The sequence below is a fragment of the Mesorhizobium sp. B2-4-6 genome, assembly GCF_006442775.1.
Taxonomy (GTDB): Bacteria; Pseudomonadota; Alphaproteobacteria; order Rhizobiales; family Rhizobiaceae; genus Mesorhizobium.
The window spans coordinates 140,593-160,167 of sequence record NZ_VFVI01000004.1; the positions used below are offsets into that span (position 1 = coordinate 140,593).

Here is a 19,575-nt window from a genome sequence, read left to right on the forward strand (position 1 = left end):
GCTGGTTCGTGCCCGATATGGGTATTTTCGCCGCCAACGGCAATCGAAAAACCTGATCAGGCCTTGTTTCTCTTGGCAAGGACGTCGTCAACGATCGCCATCGCCGCCAGAAACGCGGCTTCTATAGCCATTTCGCTGGTATCAAGCAAGTGCGCGTCTCGCGCCGGCTTCAGCGGCGAGTCGGCGCGGCCCATGTCGCGTTCGTCGCGGCGCTCGATATCGGCAAGGATGGTGGCGAAATCGGCGCTGCCGCCCATGCTCTCGATCTCCGCCAGCCGGCGACTGGCGCGCACCGCCGCACTTGCCGTGACGTAGAGCTTGATATCGGCGTCCGGGCACACGACGGTGCCGATGTCGCGGCCGTCGAGCACCGCGCCCGGCGGCGCCTTTGCGAAGGCCCGCTGCTTCTCCACCAGGATGCGCCGTACTGTGGGAATGACAGCGACTTTGGAGGCGGCTTCGCCCACCGCATGCGCGGACAGCACGGCGCGGTCGAGGTTCGACAGGTTGACCTGCCGGGCCGCGGTTTCGGCCGCCGAGACATTATCGAGCGGCAGGCCGAGTTCCAGCAGCTTGTGGGCCACCGCGCGATAGGTGAGGCCGGTATCGAGCAGGTTCAGCCGGTAGTGGTCGGCGAGGCGACGGGCAAGCGTGCCCTTGCCGGCGCCCGCGGGGCCGTCGATGGCGATGGTGAAGGTGTGGGTCATTGGCTGCTCGCCATGAAGAGAGGGCGCAAGGAACAAGGCGAGCGCTGTCCCGCCAGCATTTCTGTTTGGCCCCAACCCATCGACAATCACTCGATCTCCGCGCCCAGCCCCTTCATCAATCCCATGAACTCCGGAAAGCTCGTCGCGATCATGTTCGCGTCATCGATCGTCACCGGCTTCTCGGTCGCCAGCCCCATCACAAGAAAACTCATGGCGATGCGGTGGTCGAGATACGTCTTCACCGCCGTATCCTGGCCGTTCGGATGCGCGCCGAGCCCCTTGCCGCCCGGCTTGCCGCGCACGGCGAGCGAAGCCTCGTCCTCGGTGCAGTCGACGCCGTTGAGCTTCAGCCCATTGGCCACAGCCGACAGCCGGTCGGATTCCTTGACCCGCAATTCCTCCAGCCCCTGCATCAGCGTCTCGCCCTCGGCGAAGCTCGCGGCCACGGCCAGCACCGGATATTCGTCTATCATCGACGGCGCGCGCTCGGGCGGCACGGTGACGCCTTTCAGTTCGGAATAGCGCACGCGGAGGTCCGCCACGTCCTCGCCGCCGGCATTGCGCGGGTTGAGGATCTCGATCTTGCCACCCATCTCCTGCAGGGTCAGAAGCAGACCGGTGCGGGTCGGGTTCATCAGCACGTTCTCGATAACGATGTCGGAGCCCGGCACGATGAGCGCCGCGACGAGCGGAAAGCCGGCCGAGGACGGGTCGCCCGGCACGGCGATCGTCTGTCCCGTGAGCTTGCCCTGGCCTTCGATGAAGATGTGGCGCACGCCGCGCTCGTCGGTCTCGACGGTCAGATTGGCGCCGAAGCCCTTCAGCATCTTTTCAGTATGGTCGCGCGTCATCACCGGCTCGATCACCGTGGTGATGCCGGGCGTGTTCAAGCCGGCAAGCAGCACCGCCGACTTCACCTGCGCGGACGCCATCGGCACGCGGTAGGTGATGGGCGCGGCGTGTTTCGAGCCGCGCAGCGTGATCGGCATGCGGTCGCCGGGCGCTGCCTTCAGCACCTGCACGCCCATCTGGCGCAGCGGGTCGAGCACGCGGCCCATCGGCCGGCCGGAAAGCGAGGCGTCGCCGATGAAGGTGGTCTCCATGTCATAGGTGCCGACCAGCCCCATGGTGAGGCGCGAACCGGTGCCGGCATTGCCGAAATCGAGCGGGCCTTCCGGCTGCAGCAGCGCGCCGTTGCCGGTGCCGCGGATCACCCATTCGGCTCCCTTCTTTTCGACATGCGCGCCCATTGCCTTCATGGCGGCGCCCGTGCGCATCACGTCCTCGCCTTCGAGCAGGCCGGTGATGCGGGTTTCGCCGGAGGCGAGGCCGCCGAACATGAAGGAGCGGTGCGAAATGGATTTGTCGCCCGGCACGCGCGCGATGCCGGCAAGGGGAGGGGATTTGCGGGCCGTGGCTGGCTTAGCGGCGGCGGAGTGAGACATCCTTGTCTTCCAAATGAAATGCCGGCTGGCCGGCTCGGTTCGTCATGGTGCGGCGGTCTCGTATCACGGTGCGTTGCAATGGTCATCCCCTTGTGCGAGGCCTTCGAATACGAGCATTTTACAATGCCGGCTTTTGGCTTTGACAGCGCTCAAAACTGCCGTTATGGGGACCACTCTTTTATTGACGAGGCCTACTGTGGCAAAAGCTGAACTTGGCACCAAGCGTGTCGACCCCGAAACGGGTCGGAAATTCTACGATCTCAACAAGGACCCGATCGTCTCGCCCTATACCGGCAAGAGCTATCCACGCTCCTATTTCGACGAAGGCAAGATTTCTGCCGTCGAGGAAGATGAGGAAGTCGCCGAGAAGGAAGTGGACGCCGACGAAGAGGAAGGCGCCGAAGTCGTCTCGCTCGAGGAGGCCGATGACGAGGCCAAGGGCGGCGGCGACGATCTTCCCGATCTTGGCGATGATGAAGAAGATGTCGATCTCGGGGACGATGAGGACGACACCTTCCTTGCCGACGAAGAGGAAGAGGACGATGACGTCGCCGATATGATCGGCGTCGGCGACGACGATGACGAAGTCTGATTTCGTTTGCCGGCCATTTTGGCCTGTGACGAAAAAGCGGCTTTTCAAGGCTTGATCTTGACCGAAGGCGGCGCTAGAAGCCGCCAGCACTAAACGACGGCGCGGTTCCCAATCGCGCCGGATCTCTTCGCCGGAAACGGCGCCGGCTGACTGCCGGGAGTGGGGCCATAGCTCAGTTGGGAGAGCGCTTGAATGGCATTCAAGAGGTCGTCGGTTCGATTCCGATTGGCTCCACCAGTCACTCTTTAGGATGTTGATTTCCCTAAAGAACCTTTGATTTCAAAGGCATGCGCAGGCAATGTGGTCCACATAGGTGGTCCACAACGCAGGAAATTCCGTGCCCCGGCGAGCATCACATCTCCAGCTTCGCGGCAACGTTTACTGGCTTCGGTTGCGCGTCCCAGACGCCTTGCGGCCCTACGTCGGTAAGGTAGAAATAAAGAAATCGCTTAAAACCTCCGACTATCGATAGCGGTCCTACAGTCGGGCCTTGATAGCCAGTTCCACGCGATGCATGGACGGCTGTAGAAGCGCGAAATCCTTCGGAGGAGGAGTTTTCAAAATATGGTTGCGAAGGATGGATTGAAGCATGGCTCTTCTCCCTGACGGGCAAGAGCACGTACCTCTTACTGTCGACTGCATCCGAAATATCTGGCAGCCGATGTCAAAGCCATTTGCCTCGAATGATCGGATGGCAAACTCCCCGGCATATTGGGCCGCTGCGTCTTGTGGCCGGCTCAACTGCGGCTGGAGTTTCACGGAAACGGCGAACCGTTCTCAGGTCTGTCGCATCTTCCCGACGGAAGGTTACGGCGAAGCATCCAACTTGGCCGCTCACGCTCTAACCGCGCTGGGTGCGGGTTCTGGCTGCTTTGCGCGCTGCCGCCGATCGTCCGGCGGCGCCTTTGGTCCGCGCGGCTTTCCTTGCCGCCGCCGACCGCTCTTCGGCTGTGCGGCCGGATGCAGCGCTCTTGGCCTGCTTCGACAGCGCCTTGTGGGAGGCGGTGGTCTTCGGCTCGCCCTCAAGCACCTTCGACACCGCCTTCGAGACCTTCGGCTGGCGCTTCGGCTTCCGTTCGCCCTGGCCTGCCTCGTAAGCATATTTGGCGCTCTTGCGCGTGCTCTCCTTCACATCGCCTTTTTTGGGGGGCGGCAGGTCGACGCCCGCGCGGCGCGCCTCCGAAAGGCCGATGGCGATCGCCTGTTTGGTGGAGCGGGCGCCGTGCTTGCCTTTGCGGACTTTGTCGATTTCCGCGTGAACGAATTCACCGGCCTGCGTGCTTGCCGACTTGCCTTCGCGTTTGTCCTCGCGCGCCTTTTCGATGGTTTTCTTGTCCGGCATTGTTTTTCTCCTCGTTCTCCTCGTTCGAACGGATGCATGATCGAATGCCGACAGCATGCGTCAGATCGCGCATCAGCGACTTTCATATGTGCCGACGAGGTCGGCAGTGGCGATCATATGCGGCTCCGCCTGGGCCAGAAGATTCGCGATTCCCGTTTCTCCGCCGGGTTCCAGCGCCTCGACGTCGAGTGCTGAAAGGCGGAAGTGATAATGGTGAACGCCGTGCCCTTTTGGCGGCTGGGGACCGTCATAATGGGAATTGCCGAAGTCGTTCACGGCTTGGCGGAAAGTTTCCGGTCCGGCGGTGCCTTCCGGCAAGCGGTCTCGCCCGGCGGCAATGTCATAGACCGCCCAATGGCGAAACATGCCGCGCGGCGCATCGGGATCCTCGACGACGAGCAGGAAGCTTCTGGTCCCGGCCGGCGCGTTCTTCCACCGCAGGGGAGGCGACAAATTGCCTCCGTTGCGGACATAGGGTTCGGGAATGGTCTGCCCGTTTTCAAAGGCTGGACTCTCAAGCGTGAAAGCCATGGCTGGAACTCCGTGCATTTATCGCGTTCTTCCCGAAGGAATTCACGAACGATCTTCGCTCGGATCGATGGAGCGCGCTCGCAACCGGTTTCTTTTGGAACGCGGGGCACTGGCGGGAGTTCCAGCATCACGCCCGCGACGGAGCGTCGACGGATGCTTGCAAAGGTATCGTCCCTGGGAAAGCCGCTCCAACGGAAAGCGAACGCGGGTGGTACCGGCGAACAAGCGCCCGAGGAAATCCCTATGCCGGTGGCCGCAACTAGGCTAAGGGGCTTCCTGTCAGAGGGATGCTTATGAGAATTCCGGCTTTGGGTGGGAATCTGGCGCAGGGACGTGTTCGATCCGGGCTGCTCGCGCGACAAAACGGTCTCTTGCCGATGCTTTGCATTCTGGCATCCACGCTTGCCGCCTGCCAGTCGGCTCCCGACGAACCGCCTCCATCCGAGCCAATCCCGGCCGCCGCTGCTGCTTCCGCTGCGACCTCGCCGAATTCGGCCGTGCTGGATCAGGCGGCTGCGATCGTTCCCCCGGGCAAGGGCGTTCCGGCCAGATACGCCGCATTCTCCGGCATATGGGCGGGGCAGCTCAACGGCATGTATGACGGCAAGCTGGCGGTCCTGACCGTGTCCTCGGGCGGGCAGGTGACGGTCAGCTACGCGTGGGGCGACCTGGCCGATAACAAGCCGGGCGTTGCCGACGGCTCCGGCAGGATCGTCGGAAACACCTTGAAGCTCGGGCGCCTGCCGAACGGCGCGGACATCACCGCAACGATGCCGTCGCCAGGAACACTCAACGTTACCTACGCGCTTGCCGGCCAGACCTATATCGGCTCGTTCGCCCGGGTCGGCCAGTGAGCAAAGTCAGTCACTGAAGTCAAAGCGGGTCCCGCGTGATCCGCACGCACATCGGCGTTCCGATTTCGATGGCGTGGCCGGTGTCGGTCAGCCGGCCGCTCGTCTCGTCGCGGGCGAAGATCGAGATGCGGTCGGCGTTCTGGTTGGCTGAAAACAGATGCCTGCCCGATGGCGTGAGCGCGAGGTTGCGCGGTGTCGCGCCGCCGCAAGGCGCGAAGTCGACCAGCTCCAATTTCCCAGACTGCTGATCGACGGCGAAGATGGCGACGCTGTCATGGCCTCTGTTGGAGCCGTAGAGGAAGCGGCCGTCGGGCGAGATCTGGATGTCGGCGCAGTGATTATGCGCGCGAGCCTGTTCTGGAACCGCCGGCTTGGTGTCGATCGGCTCGAGCTGGCCTGACGATTGGTCGAGCGCCAAGGAGACGACCGTCGAGTCCAGCTCGTTCATGACGAAAACGAAGCGGCCGTTCTGATGCAGCGCGACGTGACGCGGTCCGGCGCCTGGCGCGAGCGCCGAGGAAGCGAGCTTCACCAGCGCGCCGTTGGGCCCTATCCGGTAGGAGACCAGCTGGTCGATGCCGAGATCGGCGACGATGGCAACGCCGCCCTGGATGGTTTCGGTGACGCTGTGGGCGTGCGATCGCTCCTGCCGGTCAGCGTTGGGGCCGGTGCCGGAATGCGCCACGCTCGCCAGCGGCGCGGTCAGGCCGCCGTCGGCCGCGAAGCCGAACACAGCGACCGCCTTGTCGGGGCCGCCGCTTCCCAGCCCGTAATTCGCGACCAGCAGCTTGCCGCCGTCGCGGGTGATCGTGTTGTGCGCGGTGATGCTGCCGAGCGACGGCTGCTTGTTGATATAGGCGAGTGAATTGGTGGCGCGCTCGAAGCGATAGGCCGTGACCGTTCCCTCGCGCCAGGCGAAGACTTCCGAATTGGCATAGATGCGCGTCCCGTCCGGCGTCACCGACAGGAAGGTCGGGTTGTCGACCTCGTCGGTCTCGGCAAGCTTTTGCACGGCAAGCGTCGCCTCGTCGAAAGCGTAGACGCCGAGGCCGACGCCGCGCGCCCCCTGGAAATAGGGAGCCTCGCGGTTGAGGCTGCCGACAAAGACAAGACACGCGCTTTGCATCGATCTTCCTCCCATCGCCGGCGCTGCTGCGCTCGTGCCGGCTTTCCAAAAATTTCGCCGATCGTCGCTTGCAAGGCAATCCCATATGTGAAAATATTATTCACAAAAGAATTGACGGGAGGAAAAGCGACATGCGTCTCGCCATCCGGCCTCGTGCCCGGAACCGCCTTGCAGACCGCGCCGCAAGCTTCCGGAGAGGATCATGAGCGCATTTGCGCTGACCGTCGGCGTCGCCTCGACGCATCCGGCCGACATGCCTGAGGCGCATGCCGGCATCCCCGTCTGGAATTCGGAAAACTGGTTCTACGAGGACTGGCAGGCCGGCCACAAAATCCGCTCGCTCCGCCGCACCATCGCCGAGGGCGAAAGCCATATGTTCAATGCGCTGGTGCTGGACATCCATCCTTACGTGCAGGACCAGATGTTCGCCGAGAAGGAAGGCATTTTCGGCCGGCGGCTGGTGGCGGGCGCCTTCGTCTTTTCGGCCGGGCTCGGCCTGGTCGCCACCAATTGCATCAACGCCTTTTCCTATGGCTATGACAAGCTCAGATTCATCAAGCCGGTCTTCATCGGCGACACCATCTATTCGATCCGAACCAACCTCGACAAAAAGCCGCGCTACCAGGACATGGGCCTGATCCGCGCCAGCTATGAAGTCTTCAAGGGTGAAGGAGAGCTGGTGCTCTACTGCGAGCATCTGCAGACGGTGAAATACAAGAACCCGACCGATTTCGTCGGCAAGACAGAGAAGTGAACCGTGGCCGCTGAAAACGAACTTCCGCTGACCGGCCTCGTCGTCGTCGACATGAGCCAGTTCCTGTCGGGACCCTATTGCTCGCTGCGCCTGCTCGATCTCGGCGCACGCGTCATCAAGATCGAGCGGCCCGATGGCGGCGACCTGTCGCGCCGGCTCTATCTCAGCGACACCGAGATCGGTGGCGATTCCACCATTTTCCACGCCATCAACCGCGGCAAGGAGAGCCTGGCCGTCGACCTCAAGAACGAGGCCGATCTTGCGATGTTGCGCGCGCTGATCGCCAGGGCCGACGTGCTCATCCAGAATTTCCGGCCGGGTGTCATCGAGCGGCTCGGCCTCGACTATGGGCATGTGAGAACGATCAACCCCCGGCTCGTCTACGCCTCGATCAGCGGCTATGGCGAGGACGGTCCCTGGGTCAAGCGCCCGGGGCAGGATCTGCTCGCCCAGGCCCGTTCCGGCGTGATGTGGCTGAACGGCGACGAGGAGCAGGGGCCCGTGCCGTTCGGCCTGGCGATCGCCGACATGCTGGCGGGCGCTGCCTGCGCGCAAGGCATCCTCGCCAAGCTGGTGCGGCGCGGCATCACCGGTGAGGGTGGCCATGTCGAGACCAGCCTCCTTGAGGCGCTGATCGATTTCCAGTTCGAGGTGCTGACCACGCATCTCAACGACGGCCGCCGTCTGCCGAAGCGCTCGTCCTTCCGCAGCGCACACGCCTATCTGTCGGCGCCCTACGGCGTCTATCCGGCCAAGGACGGCTACCTGGCGATTGCGATGACGCCGATCCCGAAGATTGCCGACCTGCTCAAACTGCCCGAGCTCGACCCGTTCCGCGACAAGCCCGCGACCTGGTTCACGGCCCGCGACGAGATCAAGGCGATCGTCGCCAGGCGCATCGGGCAAAAGACCATCGACGAATGGCTGGCCATCCTCGAGCCCGCCGATGTCTGGTGCGCCAAGGTGCTGACCTGGCCGGAACTGATGGAAAGCGACGGCTTCAAGACGCTCGACATGCTGCAGACCGTGACCCGCGAGGACAATGTCTCGATCCTAACCACCCGCACGCCGCTGCGCGTCGACGGCGCTCGCGCCAAGGTGGATCGAGCCGCCCCGCGTATCGGCGAGCACAGCGAGAAAATCCGCTCGGAGTTCGGCCTGTGATCCGGTTGAAAGGCATGACCTGGAGCCATCCGCGCGGCTACGACCCGATGGTGGCGTGCTCGGCGCTGTGGAAGGAAAAGACCGGCGTCTCGATCGAATGGGAAAAGCGCTCGCTGCAGGATTTCGAGTCTTTTCCCGTGAAAGAACTCGCCCGCGCCTACGACTTGATCGTCATCGACCACCCGCATGTCGGCCAGATCACCGCCGAGAAATGTCTGGCGCCGCTCGATGTGCCGGGACGCGAAGCGGAACGCAAGGCACTCGCCGCCGGAAGCGTCGGCCAATCCTATCCGAGTTACACCTGGCAGGGCCGGCAATGGGCATTTCCGATCGATGCCGCGACCCAGGTTCAGGCCTGGCGGCCGGATCTGATCGAAGCCGCGCCGGCGATCTGGACCGAAGTGCTGGCGCTTGCCGAGCAGGGCCGCGTTCTCTTGCCGCTCCGGCCGCCGCATTCGCTGATGTGCTTCTACACATTGGCCGCCGATCTTGGCCGGCCGTGCATCGTCGACGGTTCGGTCGACCTTATCGATGGCGAGGCCGGCGAAACCGCCTTCGAGATGCTGCGCGAGATCGCGGCGCTCGTCGATCCCGCATGCCTGACCATGGATCCGATCGCGGTGTTTGAAAGGATGGCGGAAGCCAATTCCCGCATCGCCTGCGCGCCACTGATCTACGGTTATGTTCCCTATGCGGTGGCGGGTTTCCGGCCGCGCCGTCTTGCCTTCGCCGACATGCCGGTCGCCGGCGGCAACGGCCCGGTCGGCTCGGCGCTTGGCGGAACCGGTATTGCCGTCTCGGCCTTTTCCGCCGCGCGCGAGGCGGCGATCGACTTCGCCTACTGGATCGCCAGCGGCGACGTGCAGCGCGGGCCTTACACAGCCGCCGGCGGCCAGCCCGGCCATGCCGCGGCCTGGGAGGACGATGCCGTCAACGCCGCGACCGGCGACTTCTATCGCGACACGCGTGCGACGCTCGAAGGCGCCTGGGTCCGCCCGCGCCACGACGGCTATATGGCGTTCCAACAGCAGGCTTCGGACCGCATAAATGAGGGCCTTGCCGGCAGGCAGGACGACGTCGTCGCCGACATCAATCGCCTGTTCAGGGAGAGTTTCGCGCCGGCCGCCGCCGGCTAGTTTCTGGTGCACCAAGGGAGGAAAAGATGACCAGCCTGATACGCGGCCTGCTCGCCGCAACCGCCATAGTCTCGATCCCGTTCGCCGCCCATGCCGCCGACGTGAAGTCGGTGATCGACGGCCTGCCTGCCGATCTCAAGGCGCAGTATGACGGCGCGCCGCAGAAAGTGCTGCCCTCGGCCTGGGATAATTTCACGCCGCCTGCCAAGCCGTGGAAGTGGTGCCATTCGGAGAGCTACCAGGGCAATCCGTGGCGCGTGTCCGTTACCAAGGAGCTGAAGCGGCTGGTCGAGGGCCTGATCGCCGACGGCACGGTGTCGAGCTTCGAAATGTCGGATTCGAACAACGACCCGAGCCAGCAGATCAACCAGATCCGCGCCTTCATCGACAAGAAATGTTCGATCATCACCTCGATCCCGGGCTCGGCGACGGCGCTCGACGATGCCGTGGATGCCGCCGCCAAGGCTGGCATCCCCTTCATCACCGCGGCGGGCTCGATCACCAGCCCCAACGCCATCAATGTCGATTCCAACTATGCCCGCTGGGGCTATGACATGATGACGGCGATCGGCAAGGCAAAGCCCGATGCCAGCGTGCTGGTGGTGGAGGGCATCGCCGGCCATCCGATCGTGGTCCAGGAAAAGCAGGGCGCCGACAAGGCGCTGGCCGAGAACAAGGGCCTCAAGGTCGCGCGCACCGTCAACGGCAATTGGACGGCCAACGTCACCAAGACGGTGGTGCTGCAAGCGATCGCCACCAATCCCGCGCCGATCGATGCGGTGTGGACGACCGGCAGCGAAAGCCGCGTCGTCGCCGAAGCCTTCGCCGAAGCCGGCCGTCCCGCGCCGCTGATCACCGGCTCGATCACCGGCGACGCGCTCGGCTACTGGAAGGCCAATCCCGACAAGTACCGCTTCGAGGGCCATGCCGTGCTGCCGGGCTGGACCGCGCAGACGCTGTTTCGCGTCGGAGAGCGCATGCTCGACGGCCAGAAGCCGAAGCTCAACACGCTGCTGATCCCGATTCCGCCGGTGCATGCGGCCGAGCTCGACAAATGGTACAAGGACTGCATGACGCCGGATGCCGTTTCGGTCTTCCCGGTGCCGCCGACCGACCCGATGCCCGAGGACGTGCTCGACGCCTATTTCGCCAATCCCGCGCCGACCAAGGGTTGGGATTATTCCAAGGTGCCGGACGCCTGCGCCAAGTGATGTTTTGCGAAGCCGGCTCTCGCTAGAGCAATTCCAGGAAAAGTGTGAAACGGTTTTCCGTCCGGAATTGCGTCAAAACGAAGTGATAGAGCGGTTCGCCGTTCTGTGAAACGGTGAAACGCTCTAGGGGCCGGCTTCTCTATCTTGGAAAGACACATGCTCGAAGTCCAAGGCGTCTCGAAACGCTATGGCGAAACCGTCGCGCTGGCCGAGGCGTCGATCGCCTTCCGTCCCGGCACGATCCATACGATCCTCGGCGAGAATGGCTCGGGCAAGAGCACGCTCGTGAAACTGTTGTCCGGCATCGTGCAGCCGGGTAGGGGTGCGATCCTGCTAGACGGCAAGGCGTTTTCCGGCACGCAGCCCGCGGCCTTCCAGGCCGCTGGCCTTGCTACCGTCTTCCAGGAAGTGCTGGTCGCGCCCGATCGTTCGGTGACCGACAACATCCTGCTCGGCCTGGACGGCCTTTGGCGACGAGGCGTGCCGCGTGGCGACCGCCGCGCCCGGGCGCAGGCCGCGCTCGGCCGCTTCGCCGTGACGCCGATCGATCTCGACCGGCCATGCGGCGAGCTGCCGCTTGCCGCGCGACAGCTTGTCGTGCTTGCCCGCGCCGTCATCCGCAACCCGCGTGTCCTGATCCTCGACGAGGTGACGGCGGCGCTCGACTTCGCCGACCGCGAGTCGGTCTTCGCGCTTATGCGCGCGATGGCCGGGGCGGGCACGCTGATCCTGTTCATCACGCACCGGATGGACGAGGTGATGGCTTTGTCCGACCGCATATCCATCCTGCGCGCCGGCCGCGTGGTCAAGACCGAGGAGCGCGGTGTTTCGACGCCGGCCGAGCTTCTGGCGGCGATGGCGCCGCAAACGGCCGCGGAGCTGGCGCATGGCTGACGCAAAAGCCCTCCGTGTGCGGGAGCTCGTCATCGCTCCCGGTGTCGATCCGATCAGTCTGACGATCGCGCCAGGCGAGATCGTCGGTCTTGCCGGGCTCGACGGCCACGGCCAGGAACGCTTCCTGCGCGCGCTGGCCGGGCTCGAGCGGCCAGTCGCCGGCGAGATCGCGGTCGACGGCAAGGCGGGGTCGATCACCAGCTTCCGCAAGGCCGTCGCCGGCGGCATCGCCTATCTGCCGCGCGACCGCCGCTCGACCGGCATTTTCCCGATGCAGTCGGTGCTCGACAATTTCGCCATCTCCACCGTGTCGAACGATCGCCGCTTCGGCTTCTTGAGCTTCGCGGCACGCCGTCGTCGCTATGAGACCTACAGGCAGAAGCTCAGCATCGTCGCGCCGCGTCCGGATGCGGCCATAACGACGCTTTCCGGCGGCAACCAGCAGAAGGTGCTGCTCGCCCGCGCCTTGGCGCTGGAGCCGAACGTCCTTCTGCTCAACGATCCGACGCGCGGCGTCGACGTGGCGACCCGTCATGTGCTTTATGACGTCTTCCGTGGCCTCGCCGCCGAGGGCATGGCCCTGGTGATCCTGTCCAGCGAGATCGAGGAGATATTGCTTCTCTGCCACCGCGTGCTGGTGTTCCGCGAGCAGCGCGTGTCGGCCGAATTCTCGGGCGCGGAGATGACCGCCGATACGGTGATCGCAGCCATGTTCGGACGCGCCGCATGAGCCCGATCCTTCGCAAGCTCCGTGGCGTCGGCTTTGCCGCGGTGATGCTCGTCGTCCTGCTCCTGCTCAACGTCGGGCTCAATCCGGCGCGCTTTCAGCCGTCGTCCTGGGGCACGCTGCTCGGGCTGGCCGCACCGCTGATCGGCGCGGCCGTCGCCTCCGCCCCGGTCGTCCTGGCGGGACGCGGCGGCATCGATATCTCCGTCGGTCCGCTCATGGGCTTCGTCAATGCTTTGGTCATCCAGGTGCTGTTCCTCAATCTCGGCGTCTCGTCGCCGTGGATCATCGTTCCGGCCGCGTTGCTGGTTGGCGCGGCGGTCGGCGCAGCGAACGGTGTGCTTGCCACGATCCTGCGCATCCAGCCGATCGTGGCGACGCTCGGCACTTATCTCATCCTCACCGGCGTCACGCTCACCATCCTGCCGGCGCCGATCGGTCCGGCGCCGGACTGGCTGAAGGCGATGGCCGGGCCGCTCTCGATTCTGCCGCTGGCGCTGATCGGCCTGTGCTGGCTCCTGGTGCGCCGCACGCCCTATTACGACCTGCTGATGGCCGTCGGCAGCGACGACCGCGCCGCCTATACCGCCGGCGTGCCGGTGACCAAGGTGCGGCTCATCGCCTATGTCCTGACCGGGATCTTCGCCGCCGCGGCTGGGCTAATGCTCACCGCGCTGATCGGCTCGGCCGACCCCAATATCGGCCCGACCTACACACTGATTGCGATTGCCGCCGTGGCGCTCGGCGGCGTCAGCCTCGCCGGCGGGCGCGGCGGGCTTGGCGGCGCCGCGATCGGCGCCATCGACATCTTCCTGCTGCAGAGCCTGCTCACAACCTTCAACGTTTCAACCTATGTGCTGCAGATCGCCTATGGCCTGATCCTCGTTATCGCCGTGGTGCTGACGGCGGTGCAGGAACGGCTGTCGAGGCGGAAAGGCTGACCGGGATGATAAGCAACTGGTTCCAGTCCACCAACGCCCGCATCGCCGGCGCCTTCCTGATGGCGCTGCTGCTGCAGGTCGTCGGCACGCTGCTCATCCCCGGCTATTCGGCGCCCTTCGCCATCCGCGCGCTGCTGGTCATCGCCTCGCTGCTGGCGGTGGCTTCGATCGGCCAGACGCTGGTCGTCATTCTTGGCGGCATCGATCTTTCCATCCCCTTCGTCATCGGCTTCGCCAATGTCGTGGCGGCGCAGCTTTATGGTCAGGGCTGGAACTTCGCCCTGGTCTGCGTTGTCGTCGGTGTCCTTGCCGTCGCCATCGGCGCGCTGAACGGGCTGATCTCGCGCGGGCTCAACATCCATCCGCTGATCGTCACGCTCGGCATCGGCATGGTCGTCCAGGGCGCCGTGCTGTTGTGGACCGGCGGTTTTCCATCCGGCTCGGCGCCGCAGGCCGTGTCCAGCTTCGTCTCGATCGGCGGCTCGGTCGGTCCCTTGCCCGTGCCCTTGCTGGTGCCCTGCCTCGTGGTACTGACGGCGCTGATCGTGCTGGTGCTTGCCCGAACGCCCTATGGCCGCCGGCTCTACGCGGTCGGCAGCAACCCGGAGGCGGCGCCCCTGGCGCTGATCGATCCGTTGCGCATGTGGGTCGTCACCTATGCGGCCAGCGCCTTCTTCGCGGCTGTCGCCGGCGTGTTGCTGCTCGGCTTCACAGGCTCGGCCTATGGCGATGTCGGCCAGCCCTATCTCTTCCAGACGATCGCCGCCGTCGTGGTCGGCGGCGCGGCGCTTGTCGGCGGCCGCGGCAGCTATCTCGGCACCATCGCCGGCGTCCTGGTGCTGACCGAAATCAACACGCTGCTGATCGGTCTCGGCTTCCGGCCGTCGACGGTGCAAGCCGCGCTCGGCCTGGTCATCCTGCTTCTGGTCTCGCTCTACGGCCGCGAGCGCCACGTTCGCACGACGGTTTAGATCGAGCGGCAAGCTGTTTGATTCCTGGTCGCCCTCGTAAAATGTCGCACTTGGGCGACTTAGCGTACGACACCTTGGGGTTACAAAGGCTGGTCCAGCCGTCAGTTGATCGCAGAGAAGCATCGTTCTGGAATTGTCCAGCTCGATGCGCTATATGACTATCTACATGGTCAGGAGTGTGACATGAATGCGATCAATCTCGCCGATGCCAAGGCCCACCTCAGCGAACTGGTCGACCGGGTCGAGGCGGGCGATTCGATCGACATCACTCGTCGCGGCAAGCCGGTCGCACGACTCACTGCCGTAGTCGGGCCGCGCAAACCGATCGATATCGCGCTGCTTCGCTCGCTGACGGCAGCGATGTCGGCCCAGTCCCAGGGCGCCGCCGATCTCGTCCGGTCGATGCGGGATGGCGATCGCTACTGATGCTCTATCTCGACACGTCGCTGATCGTGGCGGCTCTCTCGAACGAAACGATGACGCCGCGTGTGCAGGCTTGGCTGACGGAACAGGAGCCAGCGCAGCTTCTCATTAGCGACTGGACCGTCACCGAGATGTCGTCCGCCATGGCGATCAAGCTACGCACAGGACAAATCAGCCTGGAACAGCGCGCCGCCGCGCTTGCCGTGTTTAATAGACTTGTCGCGGAGAGCTTTACCGTCCTGGGCGTGACGGGCGGGCAGTTCCGGGCGGCAGCGAGGTTTGCCGATCGGCACGATCTTGGACTTCGAGCAGGGGACGCGCTGCATCTCGCCATCGCATCGGAGCATGGCGCCACGATATATACGCTTGATCAGCGGCTCGCCGACGCCGGGCCAGAACTCGGTGTGCCGGCGCAAATGCTCGCTGACAGCGATTAGTTTGCAGGCGAGCTCCTTTTTTAGCCTATCCAAGCCGCCACAACTGGCGCGCATTGCCCGAAAGCAGGCGTGCTCGCTCCGCCTCGCTCGTGCCGGCAAGCATTGCATGGGTGGCGGCAATCCAGGTCGTCAGCCCGCCGCCCAGCGTGCAGACCGGCCAGTCGCTGCCCCAGATCACGCGGTCCCAGCCGAACGAGCTTATCGTGTGCTCGACATAGGGCCTCAGCGTCTCGACCGTCCACGTCGCCGGGTCGGCATAGGCGACGACGCCGGAGATCTTGGCCGTGACGTTCGGCCGTTTGGCGATCGCTTCCATATGCTCGCGCCACGGATGTTCCGCATTGCCCTTGATGTCGGGCACGCCGCAATGGTCGAGGACGAACTGGACGTCGGGCGCGAGGTCGGCAAGCGCCATCGCCTTCGGGATCTGGTGCGGGAGCACCACAAGATCGAAGGTCAGTCCGGTGCCGGCCAGCCGCTTGATGTTCCGGCGAAACAGCGCGCCTTCGGAGAGATCGTCGGGCACGACATGCAGCACGCGGCGGAAACCCTTGACGAAGGGCTCGGCCTTGACCGTTTCCAGATAGGCCTCGAAACCGGTCTCCTCTGGCCGGCAGGAGGCGATCGCGCCCTTGAGTAAGCTGCTTGGCCGGCCGGCGATCGACTTCACATAAGCTGTCTCGGCAACGATATCGGCGGGGTCGACATCGACCTCCATGTGCAGGACGCCTTCGATGCCTGAGCGTCGCGCGTCGGCGGCATATTCCTCATAAGAGAAATCGCGGTTCAGCGCCGGCACGCCGGCCAGCCACGGATAGCGGAGCGCGCTCTGGTCGATGAGATGCAGATGCGTGTCGATGATCATGGCGACGTATCCTCCGTGGCCCGGAGAATGATCCCGAAAAATTGCAGACTTTTCGGAAAGATCATGCTCCAAAAAAACAAGGCGTTAGAGTGGGATGACCGGCTGCTTTTGAGTTCATCCCACTCTAAGATACTATCCCGCCGAAAAATCCATTATTCAAATAAGAAATTACTGCGACTGCGGCACATCGGATCCGGCGAGCTGCGAGAGCCTGGCGGCGGCGCCTTGCAGATGCCGAATCGTCAGCGTGATGTCCGGCGCCGTCGGCGCGTTAACCAGGGTGATGTAGGGGATGGTCAGTGCCGCGATGGCTCTGCCGTCGGGGCCTAGCACCGGCGTCGAAAGATTGTAGACGCCGGCGGTCTGCAGCGACGCCATCATCTCGTAACCCCGGTCGCGCACCTGGTCGAGACGGGCGAAGAACTCCGGCGTCAGGTTGAGCTGTTCGGTGCTCTGCAGATGCTCGGCGATCATCATCTTGCGCTCCTCGGGTGAGCGGAAGGCAAGCAGCACATGGCCGGAACCGGTGTCGAACAGGCTGATATGCGAGCCGACGCGGATCGAGATGCCCCAGTAACGCGGCGCTTCCTGCTGCGCGATGACCACGGCGGCGCCGCGGTCGAACACCACCAATTGGTTGGCCTGCCATGAGGTTTCGGCCAGTTCCCGCATGATCGGCGTCGCGTAGGACACCAGCCTGCGCACAGGCGCGTGCAACTGCGCCAGCCCGAACAGCTTGAGCGTCAGCGAATAGCGGTCGCCGTCGATCTTGGTGACATAGCCGCGCCGCACCAGCCGGTCGAGCATCCGGTAGAACTCGTTCGGGCTGCGGTCCAACCGCTTGGCGATCTCCGCCTGCGTCAACCCGCCATCCACGCTGGACAGCAATTCGAGAATATCCAGCCCTTTGTCCAGCGCCGGCGCCCGGTAGCGGTCCCCGTCTTCTTCCTCTGCCACCCGCCCCTCCAGTGAATTTCAATCTGCATATATGCATGAACTTCATTCGGCTGGAAGCATAATCGCCTTGACCCGGGAATGAAAATGCTATTTGCATATGAATGAAGCTTGAGCGATCGGTCACGCACTCGGCGGGCCGTCGCCGCGAGCCCATGGGAGGAGAACATGACGAGACTGGTTCTAGGCATTTCCGCCGGCCTGGCTGGCCTGCTGCTGAGCGGCACGGCGTTTTCGGCCGATCTGCCCGGCAAATTTCTGGGCGTGACGATCGACGTGAAGCTGATCGGCGGCCAGCAATATGAAAAGCTCTACGAGCGCATCCCCGAATGGGAGAAGGCGACCGGCGCCAAGGTCAACATCCTGACCAAGAAGAACGGCTTCGACATCGACAAGGAATTGAAGTCCGACATCGCCTCGGGCAGCACCAACTGGTGCGTCGGCTGGAACCATTCGTCCTTCGCGCCGCAGTATACGGGCCTTTACACCGACCTCAGCAAGCTCTTGCCGAAGGAAGAGATCGACGCTTTCGTGCCGTCGACGATCAAGGCCGCGACCATCGACGGCAAGCTGGAGATGCTGCCGCGCGCGCAGTTCGACGTCTCGGCGCTCTACTACCAGAAGAGCCTCTACGAGAACGCCGACAACAAGACCAAGTTCAAGGCCAAATACGGCTATGACCTTGCGCCGCCGGACACCTGGAAGGAAGTCACCGACCAGGCCGAGTTCTTCGCCAACCCGCCCAATTTCTACGGCACGCAGTTCGCCGGCAAGGAAGAGGCGATCAACGGCCGCTTCTACGAGATGGTGGTCGCCGAGGGCGGCGAATATCTCGACAAGGACGGCAAGCCCGCCTTCAATTCCGAGGCTGGCATCCGGGCGCTCGACTGGTTCGTCAACCTTTACAAGGCCAAGGCCGTGCCGGCCGGCACCACCAACTATCTCTGGGACGATCTCGGCCAGGGCTTTGCCTCGGGCACCGTGGCGATCAACCTCGACTGGCCGGGCTGGGCCGGTTTCTTCAACGATCCGAAGTCCTCGAAGGTCGCCGGCAATGTCGGCGTGAAAGTCGCGCCCAAGGGGTCTTCCGGCAAGCGCACCGGCTGGTCCGGTTTCCACGGCTTCTCGGTGACCGAGAACTGCGCCAACAAGGAAGCCGCCGCCTCCCTGGTCTGGTGGCTGACCAACGAGGACAGCCAGAAGCTGGAAGCCGCCGCCGGCCCGCTGCCGACCCGCACCGCGGTTTGGGACTGGGACTTGAAGCAGGCTGAAAACGATCCTTACAAGAAGGAGGTTCTCTCCGCCTTCCAGGAGGAAGCCAAGCACGCCTTCGCCGTGCCGCAGACGCCGGAATGGATCGAGATCTCGAACGCCGTCTACCCCGAGTTGCAGGCGGCGATCCTCGGCGACAAGACGTCCAAGCAGGCCCTGGACGAGGCGGCCGCCAAGGCGACGCAGATCCTCCAGGACGCCGGCAAGCTCTAGGCATCGCGCTCGCAAATCGCCTCTCCGGCAAACCGGGGAGGCTGCAGCCTTTGCGGCTGCTCAAATTTCCCCCAGCTTCGGCCGGGGTTGGCTCAGTCGTTTCTTTCACAGGGTCCCGATGAAGGGCTTCAAGCCATCCGCGCCGTTCCTGCTGCTGCTCCCGGCCATCGTCGTGCTGGCGGCGGTCGTGGTGCTGCCATTGATCCTGTCGCTCTATTCCAGCTTCACGCCGTTCCGCCTGACACGGCCCGAGACGTTCTTCGTCTTCGTCGGCCTTCGCAACTATCTCTCGATCCTGTCCAATGCCGATTTCTGGTGGGCCTTCGGCCGCACCGTGCTCCTGCTCACTATCGCGCTGAACCTTGAAATGCTGCTCGGCCTCGGGCTGGCGATGCTGGTGGAGAAGGCGACGCGCGGCCAGCGCATCCTGCGCACGCTGATGATGTTCCCCATGATGTTCTCGCCGATCCTGGTCGGCTTCCAGTTCAAATTCATGTTCAACGACAATATCGGCCTGGTGAACAACGCGCTGCAGTCGCTGGGCATCACGCAGGACGCCATCCCGTGGCTGATCGAAGGCCATCTCGCCTTCATCGCCATCTCGATCGCTGAGATCTGGTCGTCGACCTCGATCTTCGCCATCCTGATCCTGGCCGGCCTGCTGGCCATGCCCAAGGAGCCGATCGAGGCGGCGCGCGTCGACGGCTGCACGCCCTGGCAGACCTTCCGCTATGTCACCTGGCCCTTCGTCATGCCCTTCGCCTATATCGCCATGACGATCCGCTCGCTCGACGTCGCGCGCGCCTATGACATCGTCAAGATCATGACCGACGGCGGCCCGGCCGGCCGCACCGAGCTCTTGTGGACGCTGGTCGGGCGCACCGCCTACAGCGACGCCCGCATGGGTCTCGCCAACGCCATGGCCTATTTCTCGATCCTGCTGTCGATCGCCTTCACCGTCTATTTCTACAACAAGCTCGCCGCGGCGCGCGCGCAGATCGGCGCGGAGTGGTGAC

21 protein-coding genes and 1 tRNA gene are annotated in these 19,575 nt (G+C 64.1%); 15 read left to right on the forward strand and 7 right to left on the reverse strand.

What is annotated here, in order from left to right:
• Positions 1 to 56: 56 nt before the first annotated feature.
• Positions 57 to 707, reverse strand: a complete 651-nt coding sequence (gene cmk / locus FJ957_RS13650) for a (d)CMP kinase (RefSeq protein ID WP_140832119.1) — start codon at positions 705 to 707, stop codon at positions 57 to 59.
• 86 nt (positions 708 to 793) lie between these two features.
• Positions 794 to 2,152 carry a 3-phosphoshikimate 1-carboxyvinyltransferase gene (aroA, locus tag FJ957_RS13655; protein WP_140832121.1) on the reverse strand — a complete coding sequence of 453 codons (1,359 nt, stop codon included), beginning with the start codon at positions 2,150 to 2,152 and terminating at the stop codon, positions 794 to 796.
• Between the two features lie 196 nt (positions 2,153 to 2,348).
• Here aroA and FJ957_RS13660 point away from each other — a divergent pair, with 196 nt between their 5' ends.
• Positions 2,349 to 2,744, forward strand: a complete 396-nt coding sequence (locus tag FJ957_RS13660; protein WP_140650589.1) for a TIGR02300 family protein — start codon at positions 2,349 to 2,351, stop codon at positions 2,742 to 2,744.
• Between the two features lie 161 nt (positions 2,745 to 2,905).
• Positions 2,906 to 2,981, forward strand: a tRNA-Ala gene (locus tag FJ957_RS13665).
• Positions 2,982 to 3,585: 604 nt separating this feature from the next.
• Here the strand turns inward: FJ957_RS13665 and FJ957_RS13675 are convergent.
• Together FJ957_RS13675 and FJ957_RS13680 are read right to left on the reverse strand one after the other, a co-directional pair.
• Positions 3,586 to 4,086: a DUF6496 domain-containing protein gene (locus tag FJ957_RS13675; RefSeq protein WP_140832123.1), complete on the reverse strand. Its 501-nt coding sequence runs from the start codon at positions 4,084 to 4,086 to the stop codon at positions 3,586 to 3,588.
• A 72-nt stretch (positions 4,087 to 4,158) separates the two neighbouring features.
• A complete protein-coding gene (locus FJ957_RS13680) occupies positions 4,159 to 4,617 on the reverse strand; it encodes a YbhB/YbcL family Raf kinase inhibitor-like protein (RefSeq protein WP_140832125.1) in 459 nt (152 codons plus the stop codon).
• Between the two features lie 497 nt (positions 4,618 to 5,114).
• On the opposite strand from FJ957_RS13680, the gene FJ957_RS13685 reads away from it, so the two are divergent.
• On the forward strand, positions 5,115 to 5,471 hold the full coding sequence (locus FJ957_RS13685; RefSeq protein WP_246674208.1) for a hypothetical protein: 357 nt from the start codon (positions 5,115 to 5,117) through the stop codon (positions 5,469 to 5,471).
• A 19-nt stretch (positions 5,472 to 5,490) separates the two neighbouring features.
• Here the strand turns inward: FJ957_RS13685 and FJ957_RS13690 are convergent, their stop codons facing one another.
• Positions 5,491 to 6,597, reverse strand: coding sequence for a lactonase family protein (locus tag FJ957_RS13690; RefSeq protein ID WP_140832127.1), 1,107 nt, complete (start codon positions 6,595 to 6,597; stop codon positions 5,491 to 5,493).
• Between the two features lie 202 nt (positions 6,598 to 6,799).
• On the opposite strand from FJ957_RS13690, the gene FJ957_RS13695 reads away from it, so the two are divergent.
• The 10 genes from FJ957_RS13695 (at position 6,800) to FJ957_RS13740 (ending at position 15,255) form a co-directional block, all read left to right on the forward strand.
• On the forward strand, positions 6,800 to 7,351 hold the full coding sequence (locus tag FJ957_RS13695) for a MaoC family dehydratase (protein WP_140832129.1): 552 nt from the start codon (positions 6,800 to 6,802) through the stop codon (positions 7,349 to 7,351).
• Between the two features lie 3 nt (positions 7,352 to 7,354).
• Complete coding sequence (locus FJ957_RS13700) at positions 7,355 to 8,515, forward strand: CaiB/BaiF CoA-transferase family protein (RefSeq protein ID WP_140832131.1); 1,161 nt, start codon at positions 7,355 to 7,357, stop codon at positions 8,513 to 8,515.
• Positions 8,516 to 8,529: 14 nt separating this feature from the next.
• Positions 8,530 to 9,651 carry an extracellular solute-binding protein gene (locus tag FJ957_RS13705; RefSeq protein WP_140832481.1) on the forward strand — a complete coding sequence of 374 codons (1,122 nt, stop codon included), beginning with the start codon at positions 8,530 to 8,532 and terminating at the stop codon, positions 9,649 to 9,651.
• Positions 9,652 to 9,677: 26 nt separating this feature from the next.
• The gene (locus FJ957_RS13710; RefSeq protein ID WP_140832133.1) at positions 9,678 to 10,862 is read left to right on the forward strand and encodes a substrate-binding domain-containing protein; all 1,185 of its coding nucleotides are present in this window, start codon (positions 9,678 to 9,680) and stop codon (positions 10,860 to 10,862) included.
• A gap of 156 nt (positions 10,863 to 11,018) precedes the next feature.
• Positions 11,019 to 11,756 carry an ATP-binding cassette domain-containing protein gene (locus FJ957_RS13715; protein ID WP_140832135.1) on the forward strand — a complete coding sequence of 246 codons (738 nt, stop codon included), beginning with the start codon at positions 11,019 to 11,021 and terminating at the stop codon, positions 11,754 to 11,756.
• Positions 11,749 to 12,486 carry an ATP-binding cassette domain-containing protein gene (locus FJ957_RS13720; RefSeq protein ID WP_140832137.1) on the forward strand — a complete coding sequence of 246 codons (738 nt, stop codon included), beginning with the start codon at positions 11,749 to 11,751 and terminating at the stop codon, positions 12,484 to 12,486. The genes FJ957_RS13715 and FJ957_RS13720 overlap by 8 nt, the downstream gene beginning before the upstream one ends.
• Positions 12,483 to 13,424, forward strand: coding sequence for an ABC transporter permease (locus tag FJ957_RS13725; protein ID WP_140832139.1), 942 nt, complete (start codon positions 12,483 to 12,485; stop codon positions 13,422 to 13,424). The genes FJ957_RS13720 and FJ957_RS13725 overlap by 4 nt, the downstream gene beginning before the upstream one ends.
• Positions 13,425 to 13,429: 5 nt before the next feature.
• On the forward strand, positions 13,430 to 14,395 hold the full coding sequence (locus FJ957_RS13730) for an ABC transporter permease (RefSeq protein WP_140832141.1): 966 nt from the start codon (positions 13,430 to 13,432) through the stop codon (positions 14,393 to 14,395).
• A gap of 183 nt (positions 14,396 to 14,578) precedes the next feature.
• Positions 14,579 to 14,821 carry a type II toxin-antitoxin system Phd/YefM family antitoxin gene (locus tag FJ957_RS13735; protein WP_140650566.1) on the forward strand — a complete coding sequence of 81 codons (243 nt, stop codon included), beginning with the start codon at positions 14,579 to 14,581 and terminating at the stop codon, positions 14,819 to 14,821.
• Complete coding sequence (locus FJ957_RS13740) at positions 14,821 to 15,255, forward strand: type II toxin-antitoxin system VapC family toxin (RefSeq protein WP_140650564.1); 435 nt, start codon at positions 14,821 to 14,823, stop codon at positions 15,253 to 15,255. The genes FJ957_RS13735 and FJ957_RS13740 overlap by 1 nt, the downstream gene beginning before the upstream one ends.
• 25 nt (positions 15,256 to 15,280) lie before the next feature.
• Here the strand turns inward: FJ957_RS13740 and FJ957_RS13745 are convergent, their stop codons facing one another.
• Together FJ957_RS13745 and FJ957_RS13750 are read right to left on the reverse strand one after the other, a co-directional pair.
• A complete protein-coding gene (locus FJ957_RS13745; RefSeq protein ID WP_140832143.1) occupies positions 15,281 to 16,120 on the reverse strand; it encodes an amidohydrolase in 840 nt (279 codons plus the stop codon).
• Between the two features lie 168 nt (positions 16,121 to 16,288).
• Positions 16,289 to 17,077, reverse strand: coding sequence for an IclR family transcriptional regulator (locus FJ957_RS13750; protein WP_140650558.1), 789 nt, complete (start codon positions 17,075 to 17,077; stop codon positions 16,289 to 16,291).
• Between the two features lie 165 nt (positions 17,078 to 17,242).
• Here FJ957_RS13750 and FJ957_RS13755 point away from each other — a divergent pair, with 165 nt between their 5' ends.
• Complete coding sequence (locus FJ957_RS13755) at positions 17,243 to 18,559, forward strand: sugar ABC transporter substrate-binding protein (RefSeq protein ID WP_140832145.1); 1,317 nt, start codon at positions 17,243 to 17,245, stop codon at positions 18,557 to 18,559.
• A gap of 118 nt (positions 18,560 to 18,677) precedes the next feature.
• Positions 18,678 to 19,574: a sugar ABC transporter permease gene (locus FJ957_RS13760; protein WP_140782471.1), complete on the forward strand. Its 897-nt coding sequence runs from the start codon at positions 18,678 to 18,680 to the stop codon at positions 19,572 to 19,574.
• Position 19,575: the final 1 nt, after the last annotated feature.

Excerpts from the sequence above, each read along its gene's own strand:
- cmk (WP_140832119.1), bottom strand. The coding sequence starts at position 707 with ATGACCCACACCTTCACCATCGCCATCGACGGCCCCGCGGGCGCCGGC.
- aroA (WP_140832121.1), bottom strand. The coding sequence starts at position 2,152 with ATGTCTCACTCCGCCGCCGCTAAGCCAGCCACGGCCCGCAAATCCCCT.
- FJ957_RS13675 (WP_140832123.1), bottom strand. The coding sequence starts at position 4,086 with ATGCCGGACAAGAAAACCATCGAAAAGGCGCGCGAGGACAAACGCGAA.
- FJ957_RS13680 (WP_140832125.1), bottom strand. The coding sequence starts at position 4,617 with ATGGCTTTCACGCTTGAGAGTCCAGCCTTTGAAAACGGGCAGACCATT.
- FJ957_RS13690 (WP_140832127.1), bottom strand. The coding sequence starts at position 6,597 with ATGCAAAGCGCGTGTCTTGTCTTTGTCGGCAGCCTCAACCGCGAGGCT.
- FJ957_RS13695 (WP_140832129.1), top strand. The coding sequence starts at position 6,800 with ATGAGCGCATTTGCGCTGACCGTCGGCGTCGCCTCGACGCATCCGGCC.
- FJ957_RS13705 (WP_140832481.1), top strand. The coding sequence starts at position 8,530 with ATGACCTGGAGCCATCCGCGCGGCTACGACCCGATGGTGGCGTGCTCG.
- FJ957_RS13710 (WP_140832133.1), top strand. The coding sequence starts at position 9,678 with ATGACCAGCCTGATACGCGGCCTGCTCGCCGCAACCGCCATAGTCTCG.
- FJ957_RS13715 (WP_140832135.1), top strand. The coding sequence starts at position 11,019 with ATGCTCGAAGTCCAAGGCGTCTCGAAACGCTATGGCGAAACCGTCGCG.
- FJ957_RS13720 (WP_140832137.1), top strand. The coding sequence starts at position 11,749 with ATGGCTGACGCAAAAGCCCTCCGTGTGCGGGAGCTCGTCATCGCTCCC.
- FJ957_RS13725 (WP_140832139.1), top strand. The coding sequence starts at position 12,483 with ATGAGCCCGATCCTTCGCAAGCTCCGTGGCGTCGGCTTTGCCGCGGTG.
- FJ957_RS13730 (WP_140832141.1), top strand. The coding sequence starts at position 13,430 with ATGATAAGCAACTGGTTCCAGTCCACCAACGCCCGCATCGCCGGCGCC.
- FJ957_RS13735 (WP_140650566.1), top strand. The coding sequence starts at position 14,579 with ATGAATGCGATCAATCTCGCCGATGCCAAGGCCCACCTCAGCGAACTG.
- FJ957_RS13740 (WP_140650564.1), top strand. The coding sequence starts at position 14,821 with ATGCTCTATCTCGACACGTCGCTGATCGTGGCGGCTCTCTCGAACGAA.
- FJ957_RS13745 (WP_140832143.1), bottom strand. The coding sequence starts at position 16,120 with ATGATCATCGACACGCATCTGCATCTCATCGACCAGAGCGCGCTCCGC.
- FJ957_RS13755 (WP_140832145.1), top strand. The coding sequence starts at position 17,243 with ATGACGAGACTGGTTCTAGGCATTTCCGCCGGCCTGGCTGGCCTGCTG.
- FJ957_RS13760 (WP_140782471.1), top strand. The coding sequence starts at position 18,678 with ATGAAGGGCTTCAAGCCATCCGCGCCGTTCCTGCTGCTGCTCCCGGCC.